The sequence below is a fragment of the Actinomadura sp. 7K534 genome (assembly GCF_004348575.1).
Taxonomy (GTDB): domain Bacteria; phylum Actinomycetota; class Actinomycetes; order Streptosporangiales; family Streptosporangiaceae; genus Spirillospora; species Spirillospora livida.
This window is the reverse complement of sequence record NZ_SMKB01000177.1, coordinates 1-14,913: the sequence shown is the minus strand read 5'-3', so window position 1 is coordinate 14,913 and position 14,913 is coordinate 1. Positions and strand designations below refer to the sequence as shown.

General features: G+C 70.5%; 13 protein-coding genes, 1 tRNA gene and 1 pseudogene. 7 read left to right on the top strand and 8 right to left on the bottom strand.

Translation table 11 applies throughout. The annotated features are described in order from the left end of the window. From E1266_RS27205 to E1266_RS27175, 7 genes are all read right to left on the bottom strand, one after another. A partial coding sequence (locus E1266_RS27205; RefSeq protein WP_243718931.1) for an SAF domain-containing protein occupies positions 1-412 on the bottom strand: 412 nt, incomplete at its 3' end. Beyond that, positions 409-1,236 (bottom strand): S-methyl-5'-thioadenosine phosphorylase, encoded by an 828-nt coding sequence (locus E1266_RS27200; RefSeq protein ID WP_207945945.1) that lies wholly within the window; start codon positions 1,234-1,236, stop codon positions 409-411. The genes E1266_RS27200 and E1266_RS27205, both read right to left, overlap by 4 nt. 141 nt (positions 1,237-1,377) lie before the next feature. Then, complete coding sequence (locus E1266_RS27195) at positions 1,378-3,507, bottom strand: MMPL family transporter (RefSeq protein WP_132051737.1); 2,130 nt, start codon at positions 3,505-3,507, stop codon at positions 1,378-1,380. 452 nt (positions 3,508-3,959) lie between these two features. Beyond that, on the bottom strand, positions 3,960-4,319 hold the full coding sequence (locus tag E1266_RS27190; RefSeq protein WP_132051735.1) for an FmdB family zinc ribbon protein: 360 nt from the start codon (positions 4,317-4,319) through the stop codon (positions 3,960-3,962). A gap of 162 nt (positions 4,320-4,481) precedes the next feature. Beyond that, on the bottom strand, positions 4,482-5,966 hold the full coding sequence (locus E1266_RS27185; RefSeq protein WP_132051733.1) for a potassium/proton antiporter: 1,485 nt from the start codon (positions 5,964-5,966) through the stop codon (positions 4,482-4,484). A 105-nt stretch (positions 5,967-6,071) separates the two neighbouring features. Continuing rightward, positions 6,072-7,061: a 2-hydroxyacid dehydrogenase gene (locus E1266_RS27180; RefSeq protein WP_132051731.1), complete on the bottom strand. Its 990-nt coding sequence runs from the start codon at positions 7,059-7,061 to the stop codon at positions 6,072-6,074. A gap of 83 nt (positions 7,062-7,144) precedes the next feature. Continuing rightward, positions 7,145-7,726 (bottom strand): 5-formyltetrahydrofolate cyclo-ligase, encoded by a 582-nt coding sequence (locus tag E1266_RS27175; RefSeq protein WP_132051729.1) that lies wholly within the window; start codon positions 7,724-7,726, stop codon positions 7,145-7,147. 33 nt (positions 7,727-7,759) lie between these two features. On the opposite strand from E1266_RS27175, the gene galU reads away from it, so the two are divergent. From galU to E1266_RS27140, 7 genes are all read left to right on the top strand, one after another. Then, positions 7,760-8,683 (top strand): UTP--glucose-1-phosphate uridylyltransferase GalU, encoded by a 924-nt coding sequence (galU, locus tag E1266_RS27170; RefSeq protein WP_132051727.1) that lies wholly within the window; start codon positions 7,760-7,762, stop codon positions 8,681-8,683. A 26-nt stretch (positions 8,684-8,709) separates the two neighbouring features. After that, the gene (gene glp, locus E1266_RS27165; RefSeq protein ID WP_132051743.1) at positions 8,710-9,918 is read left to right on the top strand and encodes a gephyrin-like molybdotransferase Glp; all 1,209 of its coding nucleotides are present in this window, start codon (positions 8,710-8,712) and stop codon (positions 9,916-9,918) included. Positions 9,919-9,968: 50 nt separating this feature from the next. Beyond that, entirely contained in the window at positions 9,969-10,394 is a 426-nt protein-coding gene (gene moaC, locus E1266_RS27160; protein WP_165966226.1) for a cyclic pyranopterin monophosphate synthase MoaC, read from the top strand. Positions 10,395-10,402: 8 nt separating this feature from the next. Beyond that, on the top strand, positions 10,403-10,867 hold the full coding sequence (locus tag E1266_RS27155) for a MogA/MoaB family molybdenum cofactor biosynthesis protein (protein ID WP_243718930.1): 465 nt from the start codon (positions 10,403-10,405) through the stop codon (positions 10,865-10,867). A gap of 99 nt (positions 10,868-10,966) precedes the next feature. Further along, on the top strand, positions 10,967-11,587 hold the full coding sequence (locus E1266_RS27150) for a GNAT family protein (protein WP_131980308.1): 621 nt from the start codon (positions 10,967-10,969) through the stop codon (positions 11,585-11,587). A gap of 215 nt (positions 11,588-11,802) precedes the next feature. Beyond that, positions 11,803-12,327: a hypothetical protein gene (locus tag E1266_RS27145; protein WP_132051721.1), complete on the top strand. Its 525-nt coding sequence runs from the start codon at positions 11,803-11,805 to the stop codon at positions 12,325-12,327. Positions 12,328-12,374: 47 nt separating this feature from the next. Beyond that, a tRNA-Ala gene (locus E1266_RS27140) sits at positions 12,375-12,451 on the top strand. Between the two features lie 2,104 nt (positions 12,452-14,555). Here the strand turns inward: E1266_RS27140 and E1266_RS27130 are convergent. Continuing rightward, positions 14,556-14,777, bottom strand: a pseudogene (locus tag E1266_RS27130) (transposase family protein); the annotation flags it as partial. Positions 14,778-14,913 lie beyond the last annotated feature (136 nt).

Here is a 14,913-nt window from a genome sequence, read left to right as displayed (position 1 = left end):
GAGGGGCGGGGGTGGTCAGGACGTCGATGCGGTCGCCTGGGTGGAGGAGGCGGACGGCGTCGGCGTCGGCCATGCGGACCGGGGTGGCTACCGTGTCGGCGCCGTAGCCGCGCAGCAGGCCGTCGCCGACCACGCGGGTGTCGGTCAGGGGTTCGCCTGCGCGCATGGGGGTGGCGAGGACGCGGCCGGTGCCGGAGCGGAGGGTGCCGGACGGGACGGCGGCGGCCGGCAGGGCCACGCGGCGCAGGTCGGACGGGGTGAGCGTCGTCCCGGCGGGCAGGTCGCGGGCGGCGGCGAGGACGCGGACGGACGGTGCCGGCCCCGGCCGCAGGGCCAGCAGGGCGAGACCGGCGGCGGCCGCGGCGAACAGCGCCGCCAGGGGCCGCCGCAGCCGGGCTAAGCGGGCGCTCACGGCAGTTCCAGGGGGAGCTTCATGCCGTCCAGGGCGTTCGGGCAGGGGCAGGTGCGTTCGGCGGGCAGGGCCTTGACGACGTCGCCCACGAGGGTGCGGAGGCGGCCGATGTTCTCGCCGAAGACGCGGAGCACCTCGTCCATCGTGACGCCCTCGCCCTCCTCGATGCCCGCGTCGAGGTCGGTGACGAGGCACAGGGAGGTGTAGCAGAGCGCGAGTTCGCGGGCGAGGACGGCCTCGGGGTGGCCGGTCATGCCGATCAGCGTCCAGCCCTGGGCGGCGAACCACTGGGACTCGGCCCGGGTCGAGAAGCGCGGTCCCTCGATGACGACGAGGGTGCCGCGGTCGGCGAGGTCCCAGCCGGCGGTCTTCGCGGTCTCCGCGGCGGTGCGGCGGCCCGCCGGGCAGTACGGGTCGGAGAACGACACGTGCACGGCGGCGCCGTGCTCGTAGTACGTCTGGTCGCGTCCGGACGTCCGGTCGACGATCTGGTCGGGGATGCCGAGCGTGCCGGGGCCGTGGCGAGGGGTGAGGGAGCCGACCGCGCTCGGCGCGAGCACCTGCCGGACGCCGAGCGAGCGCAGTGCCCACAGGTTGGCCCGGTAGGGGATCTTGTGCGGCGGGAACCGGTGGTCGCGGCCGTGCCGGGGGACGAACGCCACGCGGCGGCCGGCCAGCTCGCCGACCGCGATGGGATCGCTCGGCGGCCCGTACGGGGTGTCGACCCGCACTTCCTCGATGTCGTCCAGGAACGAATAGAAACCGGAGCCGCCGATGACTCCGATCTCGGCGGCGGGCGCTGCGGCGGAAGGCTGTGAGGACATGGCGCAGACACTAGCCAGCCCGCCCGTGCACCCGGGAGACCGTCCGCACATTGTGGATAACTTCCCGGGGCGCGCAGAAGGGGCCCGGTCGGGACCGGGCCCCTTCGCATCCCCGCGCCGGAGCCGGGGCTTACCGGCGTCTCAGCCCACCGGGTCCAGGACCTTGGGCGGGGTGGGGACGGGCTCCTCCCTGGCGAGGCGGCTCGGCGCCCAGATCCGCCGGCCGAGGTCGTGGGCCAGGGCCGGGAGTAGCAGGGATCGGACGATGAACGTGTCGAGCAGCACCCCGAACGCCACCGCGAAGCCCATCTCGACCATGAACACCAGCGGCAGCGTGACCATGGACGCGAACGTCGCCGCCAGGACCAGGCCCGCCGAGGTGATCACCCCGCCGGTGACGGTGAGCCCGCGCTGGATGCCGCGGCGGGTGCCGAGCGTCTGCGACTCCTCACGGACGCGGTGCATCAGGAAGATGTTGTAGTCGACCCCCAGCGCGACCAGGAAGATGAAGGCCAGCAGCGGGAATCCGGGGTCGGCGCCCTCGAAGCCGAAGCCGTACTCGAAGATCACCGCGCAGGCGCCGAGCGAGGCCAGGAACGACAGCACCACGGTCCCCATCATCAGCAGCGGGGCGACGACGGCGCGCAGCAGCGCGACGAGGATCAGGAACACCACGGCCAGCACGATCGGGATGATCACCAGGTTGTCGCGGTCGGAGGCCCGCTGGATGTCGAGCATCGTCGCGCTGTAACCGCCGACCTTGGCATCGGCGCCCGGGACGCCGTCCACGGCGGTGCGCAGCCGTTCGACGGTCGCGCGGGCGGCCGCGCCGTCGGCCGGGTCCTTCAGCGTCGCCTCGTACCTGACCAGGCCGTCCGCCGTGGCGGGCGGTCCGACCTCGGCGACCCCCGGAGTTCCGCGGACGGTGTCGGCGAGGGCGCCGGACGCCGATGCCGCGCCGATGACGACGGCCGGGGCGCCCGATCCGGCGGGGAAGTGCCGGGCGACGACCTCCGAGCCCTGCACCGAGTCGGGGCGTCCCGTGAACATCCCCGCGTCCGACGTCCCATCGGTCTTAAGCGAGCCCAGGCCGAGGCTGAGGACGACCAAGCCGAGCATGGTGGCGGCCCAGAGCGCGCGCGGACGCCTGCCGACGAGATCTGCGATCCGGCTCCAGATGCCGTGCTCCGCGTCGTACGCCTCCGGCCGCAGGTATTTGGCGTCGTAGCGGGGGATCAGCGGCCAGAACAGCCAGCGGCCGCAGATGACGAGGAGGGCCGGCAGCAGCGTGGTCATCGCGGCGAGGGCGGTGAGGATGCCCGCGGCGGCGACGGGGCCCATCCCGGCCGTGGAGTTCATCTCGGCGAGCAGCAGGCACAGCAGGCCGGCGGCGACGGTGGCGGCGGACGCGAGGATCGCCGGTGCGGCGCGGTGCAGCGCGAAGGCCATGGCCTCGTGCCGGTCCTCGTGCCGGTGGAGTTCCTCCCGGTAGCGGGCGACGAGCAGCAAGGCGTAGTCGGTCGCGACACCGAATACGAGGACGGTCAGGATTCCCGCGCTCTGGCCGTTGACGGTGAGGTCCCCGTACTTGGCGAGCAGATACACCAGCGACTGGGCCAGCCCAAGAGCGAAGAGGGCGCTCAGTACGGGAACGAACCACAGCATGGGGCTGCGGTAGATGATGAGCAGGAGGACGATGACGACGGAACCCGCGGCCATGAGCAGGAACCCGTCGATGGACTCGAAGACCTCGATCTGGTCGGCGCCGCTTCCGGCGGGCCCGGTGACGTACGCGGAGAGGCCGGGAGGGCCGCGCTTGGCGATCTCGCGTGCCTCGTCCACGGCACCGACCACGTCTTCGTCTTCCAGAGGTACGAGGGTCTGGAGGGCTTTGCCGTCCTTGGAGGGGATCGGCCCCTGCGCCTTCTGCGCGCCCGGCAGGCTCTGCAGCGCGGAGACGTCGGACTCGGCCTTCGCGCGGTCCTCCGCCGTGATGCCCCCGGCGCGCTCGTAGACGACGACCGCGAGCATGGTCTCGTCCGTGCGGAACTGTTCGTCCAGTGCGACGACCTGGGTGGACTCCGCTCCGTCGGGGAGCCAGGCCGCGGCCTCGTTGTTCTCGACGTCGCCGAGCCTGCCCGCCAGGGGTCCGAGGGCGGCCAGCAGGACGACCCACAGGGCCAGCACGGCCCACTTGGTGCGCCGGCCGGCGATCAGTCCGGCCAGGCGGTGGGCCCACGTCCTGGGGGGAGCCGGGCTCTGTCCGCTCATGGTTCCTCTCCTGTTATCGAGATATATCGCGTCTTCGGAAATCTCTCGCCTGTCGAGACGAATGTCAAGTACTATCGCGAAATTTCCGGCGAGTCTCCCGCTCCGGTCACAGACCAGGGACTCACGGCCGCAGAGCTGAACGCGCAGGAGAGGGAGCTCTGTCCGGGGCCTCTCCCAGCACCTCAATCGTCTTATGGACGACCCCTGCCGCGCCTCAGGCGCGAGGCTTGATCGCGGCTACTGCGCGCGGGGTAAGACCGCACCCGCGGATAGGTCTTGAGATGGAGAGGCGGCATAGCCGGTAGGCACCAGCGGCGGAGGACGCCCTCCTACCGGACGGCAGGGGCGGCCCACCGGCACGCGGCCGGGATCAGGGCATGACGATAGCCGGGGGACCCGTACGGCCTGCGCGGACCACGCGCGGCGGATCCCCCGGTGGGAGCCCTAGAGAATCAGGCGACCTTCTCGGAAGAGGAGGAGGACTTGCTGGAGGACGACGAGGAGTCGCTCCCAGAAGACGACGAAGACGTGTCCGACTTGGCGGAGCCGGAGCCCGAGCCGGACTCCCCGCTCGAAGAGGACCCGTTGGCCGAGGACCCGTTGGCCGAACCGCCCACCGTCGAGCTCTTGCCGGAGCCGCGGCTGTCGGTGCGGTAGAAGCCCGACCCCTTGAAGATGATCCCCGCGGCGGAGAAGACCTTGCGGAGCCTGCCGCTGCACGCCGGGCATTCGGTCAGCGCGTCGTCGCTGAACTTCTGCACGATCTCCAGAGGCTCGCCGCATTCGGTGCAAACGTACTGATACGTCGGCACGGTTCCTCCTCGCTGACTCAGCCCGGCTGAGCCCCGGACTGGCACTCATCATGAACGACTGCTAAATGGTACCCGGGGCTGCAACACGTTTCGCCCCCGGCCTGTTCCCAGACCGGTCTCCGTCCGGCAAGCCCGCGAAGCCGATCTCCCGCGCGGAGCCGGTCACGTGCCCGTCTCCCCGAACCATCCGGCCAGCCGTCCCTTGCGGCTCACCGCCCGCAGACGGCGTTCGGCGGCCTCCCGTACGGCGTCGGTGGTCACGACCAGGAGGGTGTCACCCGCCTGCAGAGGAGTGGTGGGCTCCGGGACGAAACTGGACCCGTTGCGCACGATCAGCGTGACGGACGCGCCCGGCGGCAGCCGCAACTCGAAGATCTCCACGCCGCTCAGCATGGAGTCGGCCGGGATCCGCACCTCCAGGAGGTCGGCGTGCAGCTCCTCCAGGGGCGCCGCCTCCACGTCCAGCTCCCGCGTCTGCTCGTCGCTGTTCAGCCGGCACAGCCGCGCCGCGAGCGGCAGCGTCGGCCCCTGCAGCAGCGTGAAGACGACCACGATCGTGAAGACGATCGAGAAGATCCGGCCGGACTGCTCGACCCCCTGCACCATCGGGATGGTGGCGAGGATGATCGGGACGGCGCCGCGCAGCCCGGCCCACGACGCGAAGATCTTCTCTCCCCACGACATCTTGAACCCCACCGTCGACAGCGCCACCGACACCGGACGGGCGACCAGCAGCAGCACGAAGCCGATGAGCAGCGCGGGCACGATCTGCCCGGGCAGTTCGCTCGGGGACGCCAGCAGGCCCAGCATCACGAACACGCCGATCTGGGCCAGCCAGGCGATGCCCTCGGCGAAGCCGCGGGTCGCCGGACGGTGCGGCAGCCGGGAGTTGCCGAGGACGAGCGCGGCGACGTACACGGCGAGGAACCCGCTGGCGTGCATCAGCGACGCGACGCCGTAGGAGGCGACGGCCAGGGAGAGGACGGCGATCGGGTAGAGGCCGGAGGCGGGCAGTGCGATCCGGCGCAGCCCCTGTGCCCCGAGCCAGGCGATGGCGACGCCGACGACGGCGCCCGCGGCCAGCTCGTAGACCATCAGTCCGAAGAGCTCGGCGAGGTTGGGCGCGGTGGCGTGGGTGCTGAGCGCGATGACGATGATCACGACGGGGGCGTCGTTGAAGCCGGACTCGGCCTCCAGCAGCCCGCACAGCCGGGACGGCAGCGGCAGCCGCCGCAGCACCGAGAACACGGCGGCCGCGTCGGTCGGGGCGAGCACCGCGCCGAGCAGGAACGCCGGCCGCCAGTCCATGCCGATCAGCCACATGGCGGACAGCGCCACGATGACGATGCTGATCAGCGTGCCGATGGTGGAGACCACGATCGCGGCGGGCACCGCGGAGCGGACGCGCCGCCAGTCGGTCGTGACACCGCCCTCCGCCAGGATCAGGACGAGGGCGGCGAAGCCGAGCATGTGGGCGAGCTCGACGTCTTCGAAGTTGATGTGCAGGGGGCCCGACTCGCCGATGAGGAGGCCGAGCCCCATGTAGACCAGGAGGGACGGCAGACCGGCCCGGTGGGAGAGCCTGACCGCGAGGATAGCGCTGAGTACGAGGGTGGACCCGAGGAGTAGCCAAATGTCGAGATGCACATCCCACCCTTCGCGGGGCCTTCACCATGGATCGTTTAGCAATCCTATTCATTCACGGGACGAACGCACATTTGCGGTTGAGGGACGCCCCGCCCCGTAAGCCGACTATCGCCGCGTGACCTGCGGCTTCAGCCCGTTGATCACATTTTGCACCTCGTGTCCCCGGACGGCCGCGGTGACGTTGTCGCGCACGACCGAGACCAGGTTCAGCTGCGACTGGATCGACGCTCCCGCGGAGTGCGGAGACAGCAGGACGTCCTCGTGGCCGCGCAACGGGTGCCCCTCCGGAAGGGGCTCCTCGTCGAACACGTCAAGGGCCGCCCCGGCCAGCCGTCCCGACTCCAAGGCGGCGAGGATCGCGTCGTCAGGTGCGATGCCCCCGCGCGCCACGTTCACCAGCAGCGAGCCCTCCGGCATTAGGGCGAGACGTTCGGGGCCGATCAGACCGCGCGTTTCGTCCGTCAGCGGTAGGGCGAGCACAAAGATGTCGGAAGAGGCGAGCAGATCGTCCAGTTCCCTGTACTGGGCCACGGCTTCAGGGCGCGGACGCCTCGTCCAGTAGGAGACGGTGCAGCCGAGCGCGGCGAACAGCCGCGCCGCCTCCGCACCGATCGCGCCGAACCCGACGATGCCGACGCGCTGCGTGTGGATCTCCCGGGGCCGCCGGGCGATCACGTCCGGCTGCGGCCAGCCGCCCGCGCGGACGCGCCGGTCCGCCCAGGCGAGGTGGCGGCACAGCGCGAACGCCGCGCCCACCGCCCACTCGGCGACCCCGCGCGCGTTGAAGCCCGCCGCGTTCGCGACCGGCACGCCCGCCGCCGTCAGCGCGGCGACGTCGAGGCTGTCGGTCCCGACGGCCGGCATCTGGACGAACGCCAGCCGCCGCGCGGCCCGCACCGCCCCGGCGTCCAGTGCCAGCCGGGCGCTGAAGTCGCCGATCACGATGTCGGCGTCCGGGAGCGCGGCGAGCAGCCCGGCGCGGTCCCTGGTCTGCGGGAACGTCACCTCGGCGACGTCCCCGAGCGGCTCGAACAGCCGCCGGACGATCTCGTCCGCGATCGGGGGCAGCGACAGGATCCGCCACGGCGCCGTCATCTCGAACCTCCCGTTTCACCAGCCCATGACCGCCTTCGGGCGATCTTGCCCCCAACTCTAATGAGCCGCCGGGGGGCGTTCCGTCAGCCGAAGCGCAGCAGCCCGTCGGACGGGGTGGCGGCGGCGCGGACGCGCCGGTCGTGCGGTTCGGCCGGGACCGTCGGCAGGACCTCCGAGTCGTACAGCGGCGCCACGGTCAGGATCGCCGGGCCGACGCGGGCGAGCGCCCGGTCGTAGGAGCCGCCGCCGCGCCCGAGCCGCATGCCGGTCCGGTCGGTGGCGAGCGCGGGGACGATGACGACGTCCGCGCTGGCCACGGCGCCGGGCCCGCGGGGCGGCTCGGACGGCTCCAGGCATCCCCGCGGCCCCTCGACGAGCGAGTCGGGGCCCTCGTAGGACGCCCAGTCGAGATCGCCGTCCGGGAGCACGCGGGGGAGGATCACGTACGCGCCGCGCTTCCACAGCGCGAACAGCAGGCCGCGCGTGTCCGGTTCGGTGCCGATCGAGACGTACGCCGCGATGGTCCCGGCCATCTCGACCTCGGGGACCGACAGCAGCGCGTCGCGTATCGATCTCCCGGCCGCGGCGCGGTCGTCCGGCGTCATCGCCGCACGCCTGCGGCGCAGCTCGGCTCGTAGGTCGCTCTTGGAAACGATGTCCTGCACGCTGCCGTCCTCGTGGGTGGCTAGGGTCTGTACATGGCCGACAATGCACCTGTGCTCAAGGCGGTCGTCCCGGCGGCCGGGCTCGGTACCCGATTCTTGCCCGCCACCAAGGCGACTCCCAAGGAAATGCTGCCCGTCGTCGACAAGCCGGCGATCCAGTACGTCGTCGAAGAGGCGGTCGACGCCGGCCTCAGCGACGTCCTGATGGTCACCGGCCGCAGCAAGCGGTCCATAGAGGACCACTTCGACCGGGCGTACGAACTGGAGGAGGCGCTGCGGGCCAAGGGCGACGACGAGCGCCTGGAGGCCGTGCACGAGTCCAGCGACCTGGCCATCATGCACTACGTCCGCCAGGGCGAGCCGCGCGGGCTCGGGCACGCGGTGCACTGCGCCCGCCAGCACGTCGGCGACGAGCCGTTCGCCGTGCTGCTCGGCGACGACATGATCGACGCCCGCGACAAGCTGCTGCGGCGCATGATCGAGGTGCGGCGGCGGCACGGCGGCAGCGTCGTCGCGCTGATGGAGGTCGAGCCCGACCAGGTCTCGGCGTACGGGTGCGCGGCCATCGAGGCGACGGACGAGGACGACGTCGTCCGGATCTCCGACCTCGTCGAGAAGCCCTCCGCCGAGGAGGCGCCCAGCAACTGGATCATCATCGGCCGCTACGTCTGCGACCCCTCGGTGTTCGACGTCCTGGAGAAGACCCCGCCCGGGCGCGGCGGCGAGATCCAGCTGACCGACGCGCTGCGCACGCTCGCCGACACGCCCGCCGGCCAGGGCGGCGGCGTCTACGGCGTCAAGTTCCGGGGACGCCGCTACGACACGGGCAACAAGCTCGAATACCTGCGGACCGTCGTCCAGTTCGCCGTGGAACGCCCCGACCTGGGGCCCGAGTTCCTGCCGTGGCTGCGCGAGTTCGTCCGCGAGCACGACGCGGCGGGCTCCGGGGACGCGTGACGGCACGCCATGCTGGGTCCGTGGGCATGAGATCGGTAGACGAGCACCTGACGGAGATCCTCGGCAGCGTCGCGGCGCTGCCGCCGCTCGACATGGCGCTGCTGGAGGCGCAGGGGACGGTGCTCGCGGAGCCGGTCTCCGCGCAGGCCGCGCTGCCGCCGTTCGACAACTCCGCGATGGACGGGTACGCCGTCGTCGCGGCCGACATCGCCGCGGCGAGCGAGACCTCCCCGGTCACGCTGCCCGTCGTCGGGGACATCGTCGCCGGCGACACCGGCGTGTCGGCGATCGCGCCCGGCCTGACCGCCCGGATCATGACGGGCGCGCCGATGCCGGCCGGCGCCGACGCGGTGATCCCCGTCGAGTGGACGGACGGCGGCAACGCCACCGTCCGGGTCTCCCGCTCCGCGCCGGCGGGCAACTACATCCGCCGGGCGGGCGAGGACGTCCGCGCCGGTCAGGTGGTCGTGGCCGCGGGCACCCGGCTCGGCGCCCCGCAGATCGGCATGATCGCCGCCGTGGGCCGGGCCCGGGTGACGGTGCGTCCGAGACCCCGCGTGGTCGTCGTCGCCACAGGGGACGAGCTGCGCGAGCCGGGCTCCCCGCTGGGGCACGGCCAGATCTGGGAGTCCAACGGCTACATGCTCACCGCCGCTGTGGTCGAGGCAGGCGGAGTGGGATTCCGGCAGGCCACCGTGGAGGACGAGCCCGGCAAGGTGCTGGAGATGCTCGAAGACCAGCTCGTCCGTGCCGACGCCATCGTCACCACAGGCGGGGTCTCCATGGGCACCAAGGACGTGGTCAAGGAGGTCTTGACCGGCACCGGGACGGTGAACTTCCACAAGGTGCGCATGCGTCCGGGCAAGCCCCAGGGGTTCGGCCTCCTCGAAGGCACGCCCGTGTTCACCCTCCCTGGCAACCCCGTCAGCGCCTACGTGTCGTTCCAGGTTTTCGTGCGTCCCGCACTGCGCGCTATGCAGGGATTGGAACCCGACCCCCTGCCGATGGTGAGCGCCGTCCTTGCGGAGGAGGTCACGTCTCCCGCCGGACTGCGCCACTTCCTGCGCGGCAAGCTCTCGTTCGACCGCGGTACGTACACCGTCACCGCCGCCGAGGTGCAGGGCTCACACCAGCTGGGGTCGCTCGCCACCGCGAACTCGCTCATCCAGGTGCCGGAGGACATCGAGACCCTCCCCGCCGGTTCCCGTGTCGACGTCATGAGGTTGCCGTCTTGAGTGCCAAGGGCTCGGAGTTCACGCATCTGGACGAGGCGGGCGCGGCCCGCATGGTCGACGTGTCGGCCAAGGACGTCTCGGCCCGCACCGCGACGGCGACGGGATTCGTCCGGCTGTCTCCCGAATGCGTCGCCCTCCTGCGCGCCGGCGACGTCCCCAAGGGCGACGCGATCTCCGTCGCGCGCATCGCCGGGATCATGGGCGCCAAGCGCGTCCCCGACCTCGTCCCGCTGTGCCATCCGATCGCCCTGCACGGCGTCACGGTCGACCTGGAGATCCGGGACGAGGGCGTCGCGATCACCGCGGTCACCCGCACCGCCGACCGCACGGGGGTGGAGATGGAGGCGCTGACATCGGTGAGCGTCGCCGCGCTGGCCCTGGTCGACATGATCAAGGCCGTCGACCCCGCCGCCGTGATCACCGACGTGCGGGTCGAGGAGAAGACCGGCGGCAAGAAGGGCGAGTGGCGCCGATGATCAGAGCGATGGCGGTCACCGTCTCGAACCGGGCCGCCGCAGGCGTGTACGCGGACAAGTCCGGCCCCGTCCTCGTCGAGATGCTGGAGGACCTCGGCTGCCAGGTGGACGGCCCCGTGGTCATCCCCGACGGCGAACCGGTCGCCGGCGTCCTGCGCGACGCCGTCGCCGACGGCTACGACGTCGTCGTCACGTCCGGCGGGACGGGCCTCACCCCCACCGACCAGACCCCCGAAATGACCCGCCGGGTCATCGAATGGGAGATCCCGGGCATCGCGGAGGCGATCCGGCTGGAGGGGCGCGAGAAGGTGCCCGCCGCGATCCTGTCCCGCGGCCTCTCCGGCGTCGCGGGCGGCACCCTCATCGTCAACCTGCCGGGCTCCACGGGCGGCGTCCGCGACGGCATGGCCGTCCTCGGCCGCGTCCTCGCCCACGCCATCGACCAGATCAAGGGCGGCGACCACCCCCGCTGACGTGCCTTCGCGTACGAGAACGTCCCGCGTGACCGTTTTCTCGGGAAGAATCAATGGCGTTCGGACGTCCGACCAGGGAATCATGGAACCGTGGAACGTTTGCGGGGATGGCCTGCCACCCTGACCGAGGGTCCCGTCGGGCTGCGCCCGCTACGGCACCGGGACGCCGCCGCCTGGCGTGAGCTGCGCGTACGCAACGCCGACTGGCTCCGCCCCTGGGAGCCCACGAACCCCGAGACGCCGCTGTTCCGCAGCGGCCTCGGCCCCTACGTCAGCATGGTCCACACCATGCGCCGCGAGGCCCGCCAGGGTCTCGCCCTGCCCTGGGTCGTCACCTACCAGGACGCGTTCGCCGGCCAACTGACCATCGGCGCGATCGTCTGGGGTTCCGCCAGATCCGCCCAGATCGGCTACTGGGTCGACAAGCAGGTGGCGGGCCGCGGAGTCATTCCCACCGCCGTCGCCCTCGCCGTCGACCACTGTTTCTTCACCGTCGGCCTCCACCGCCTGGAGGCGAATATCCGCCCGGAGAACACGGCCAGCCGCCGCGTCGTGGAAAAGCTCGGATTCCGGGAAGAGGGAATTCGCCGCCGCCATCTGCACATCGACGGAGCCTGGCGCGACCACATCTGCTACGCCCTGACCGTCGAGGACGTGCCCGGTGGCCTGCGCGCACGCTGGCTGGCCGAGCGCAAACAGGCATTTCCCCGGCGCACTTGAGTCCGCCGTGACTTTCCCTCCGTAAGAATCCTGCGATCGAGAAGCCGCGGCAAACGGAGAGTAACGGCGAGATCGATCTCGCGACACACCGCCCCTTATGCTCGTCAACCTCTGACACCCCCTCGTACCGTGCGGGGCGTGACCCTGCTCCCAATGCACGTTCGCGCGCCGAAAGTCGGCCCGCCTCTTGAGCGTGCCCTGGGACGGTGGTGCCGATGAGCAGCGCAGTTCTTTATCTCGCCATCGTCGCCGTCTGGGCCATGGTCCTCGTCCCGATGTGGCTGCGCCGCGACACCGAGGCGACCGGACTCACCCGCCTCCTCCACAAGCGCACCGACGAGCCCCTCGTCGAGGACGACGAGGAGGAGCCCGAGGAGATCCCGGCGCCCCGCCCCCGCGGCCGGTCGACCCGCGCCGCCGTCATCGCCCGGCGCCGCCGCCGCACCACGGGCCTGACCGCCCTGCTCCTCACCACCACGGCCGTCGCCGCCACCGGCCTCGCCCCGTGGTGGATCACCGCGCCCCCGGCCGTCCTCATGGCCGGCCACCTGGCGCTGCTCCGCGTCGCCGTGGGCATGGACGAGGCCCGCCGCCAGGCCGCCGCCCAGGCCCGCGCCCGCGCCAGGGCCCGTGCCCGCGAGGCCGTCCTCGCCACCGAAACCGCCGAGGTCATCGAACTCCCCACCCCCGAGGAGGTCTTCGACCAGTACGCCCCCGACCGCCGCGCCGTCGGCGAATGACCCGTGCGCGAACACCCCCCGAAGTTTGCTAACCTTACGGAGTCCTCGGGGCTGTGGCGCAGTCCGGTAGCGCACCTCGTTCGCATCGAGGGGGTCAGGGGTTCAAATCCCCTCAGCTCCACCAGGAACACCCAGGTCAGAGGCCGGTTCAGGAGAAATCCTAGACCGGCCTCTGATCATCTGCCACCACGTTGCCACCAAGACCGAGCAACACCAGCTGGCACGCCCGGCCGCCGAAACATCACCCACACCACACTGGCGCCGTCACAGCCCCGTGATGCAGCCCGCACCATCGATTTGCGCAAGATCGTTACCTGAGGCCGCATCCGCGCAGCGCCCACCGAGCAGCTCAGCCGCCTATACGGAACGGCGCTGCCATGCACGCGACACCCGTGAGCCCATCGCATAGGTGATGTCCGCATCCAAACCGGCGCGGTCGGCGCGTCGTGGGATCACACTTCCCTCTCGACGATCTCCCGACTCCGGTGGAGATCAGCGGCGCGCTTGACGAGAAGGTGATTATCAGCGGCGGCCTACCGCAGTCACGTGCGACCCAAAGTGCCAGGTTGGTAACCGTTCGGGCGTGAAAGCCGTATGCGGCTGTACCCAGGGGCCGAGCGCATGGAGGACGGGGGGCGCGTGGCCGTGATGGGAGTAACCGGTGGTGCCCCTCAGAGGCCGCTGGAGGCACCAAGGGACGCTCGTCCTCGCCCGGTAAAGCGACGGAGGGCGAGGCGGTGTCAAGGCCGTCAGCGGCACCAGCGCCCTCGTGGTCGACTTTCGGCCGACCACGAGCGGCGGCCGCGGATTCGTAGCCGAGTGTGTTGCTTGCCTGACAGGCGCTGGGAGCGCCGCGCAGACACGTGGGCGGAGGTCCGCAGCAGTAGGTGAGCGCCCACGATAAGCCGCGAGTGGTCATCGATGCTGCACAGCTTGACCTCTCGACCATCGTCAGTCGATGTCCGCTGTGCCCGACGATCTCCCGAACGATGCAAGGCGAGACACCGAAGTCTGAGAGCAGTGCGACGCGGGTGTGCCGTATGTCGTGGAAGCGGACGCCGTCCAGGCCAGCCGCCACGCGGATGCGGCCCGAGCTACGGCGGAACGTGGCCGGCTCCATCGCCGCGCCGAGGCGGCACGGGAAGACGTGCACGTGTGACCCTGCCAGTTCCGCCCAGGCGTCAGCTCGCCTGGCGTCCTGCTTCACCCGGTGCTCGCACAGAGCCCTGATGCACAGAACGGGACCTTGCGCTTGGAATCCGGCATCGTGGGCGAGACGAATCTCAGAACTCCCCAGACCGTTACAGCGGCTGGAAGGCTTCGAGGGTCGCCGGCTCGAACCGGACTCGGCGCACCGGCCGCATGGATCGCTGTCGAGGGGGCCGCCCTCGCCACCCAGGTCGGCCGCCGACGAGCGGGTTGTCCTTTAACCCAGCCCGAGCAACTCGCCGCGCCGCAGGCCAGCCGCCAGGATGTAAAGCCGTTTTTCCCGTGGCCACCTGGAGGCTGTCCCGCACCGGGTCGGCTCTGTGCACCTGGCTGCTCTACAACAGCCGACTCCCACACATACGCAAAGTCGGCAGTTGTAGCTTCAGGAAGATTCACGTCGCCTTAGTGGCCGCATGCATCGAGGTCCAACACGTCAATCTGACCTGAGACTCAAGGACGCGCCCCCTGGCACCGTCAGCCACCACACGACTTGGCTAGCCAAGGCCGCGCACATCATGAACCTCAGACTCACCCGAAGCGCCGGTCGCTCCGTACCCTCGCGGCCCCTTGGGCACTTGTCAGCTCACCAATGGTATATGCCTAAAAACGAACGATCTTCATCACAAGAAGAACACTCGATGCCAGTTACCCGTCAAGATACGCCGAGCAACAATTTGATTCTCGGAAAAATCAGTCGAGAGACGAGCGGATCACCTCCGCGGGCAGGCGGACCGTGGTCACATATCAGCCCATACGCCTGCCGAAATAGTCGACGCTCGGCCTGCGCTGCACTTGCGCGCGCCGTATCCGCAAGACTTCATCCGAGCCGACCTCATAAATGCGAAAAACACTACTCAAGCCAGGCCCCTCCGGCCGCCGCGATAACTACCTCTGGTTCCACCAGAGCCAGGTCAAGCAGGATGGCGTCGTAATTCCGAAGCGTCATCCCGAAAGCGATTAGTTCACGCAACGCGACACGGTTCCCCGTTCCATGCAAGAGCCGACACAATGACCCTTTTTCATCCTCGGGTGAGCTCGTGGTTCTGTAGAACGGCGATGGCCTTGACCAGGTGGCCGGCCTTGCAGGGGCTGCAGCGCAGCTTCCGCAGGATTCGCCATGATTTGAGCTGGGTGTTCGCTCGTTCGCCGGGGCCGCGGAGCTTGGCGTGTGCCCGGTTGGCCTGCTTCTGCGACTCGGGCTTGTCCTTGCCCTTGTAGGGCGTGATGACGACCGAGGCCTCGGCTCCCTGGTAGGCCTAATGAGCAGGTAGGGCCCGGCCCCGTGGTCGGCGGTGGAGACCTGGTGAGTAGGCGGCGCTGGTAGCGCTGCGACAAGAGCGGTCGGTCCGTTCCGGCCATGACGGGGTCGGGCCTTTG

Bases quoted from the DNA above. Each gene is read 5' to 3' on its own strand.
- E1266_RS27200 (WP_207945945.1), bottom strand. From the start codon at position 1,236: ATGTCCTCACAGCCTTCCGCCGCAGCGCCCGCCGCCGAGATCGGAGTC.
- E1266_RS27195 (WP_132051737.1), bottom strand. From the start codon at position 3,507: ATGAGCGGACAGAGCCCGGCTCCCCCCAGGACGTGGGCCCACCGCCTG.
- E1266_RS27180 (WP_132051731.1), bottom strand. From the start codon at position 7,061: ATGACGGCGCCGTGGCGGATCCTGTCGCTGCCCCCGATCGCGGACGAG.
- galU (WP_132051727.1), top strand. From the start codon at position 7,760: ATGGCCGACAATGCACCTGTGCTCAAGGCGGTCGTCCCGGCGGCCGGG.
- glp (WP_132051743.1), top strand. From the start codon at position 8,710: ATGAGATCGGTAGACGAGCACCTGACGGAGATCCTCGGCAGCGTCGCG.
- moaC (WP_165966226.1), top strand. From the start codon at position 9,969: ATGGTCGACGTGTCGGCCAAGGACGTCTCGGCCCGCACCGCGACGGCG.
- E1266_RS27155 (WP_243718930.1), top strand. From the start codon at position 10,403: ATGGCGGTCACCGTCTCGAACCGGGCCGCCGCAGGCGTGTACGCGGAC.
- E1266_RS27145 (WP_132051721.1), top strand. From the start codon at position 11,803: ATGAGCAGCGCAGTTCTTTATCTCGCCATCGTCGCCGTCTGGGCCATG.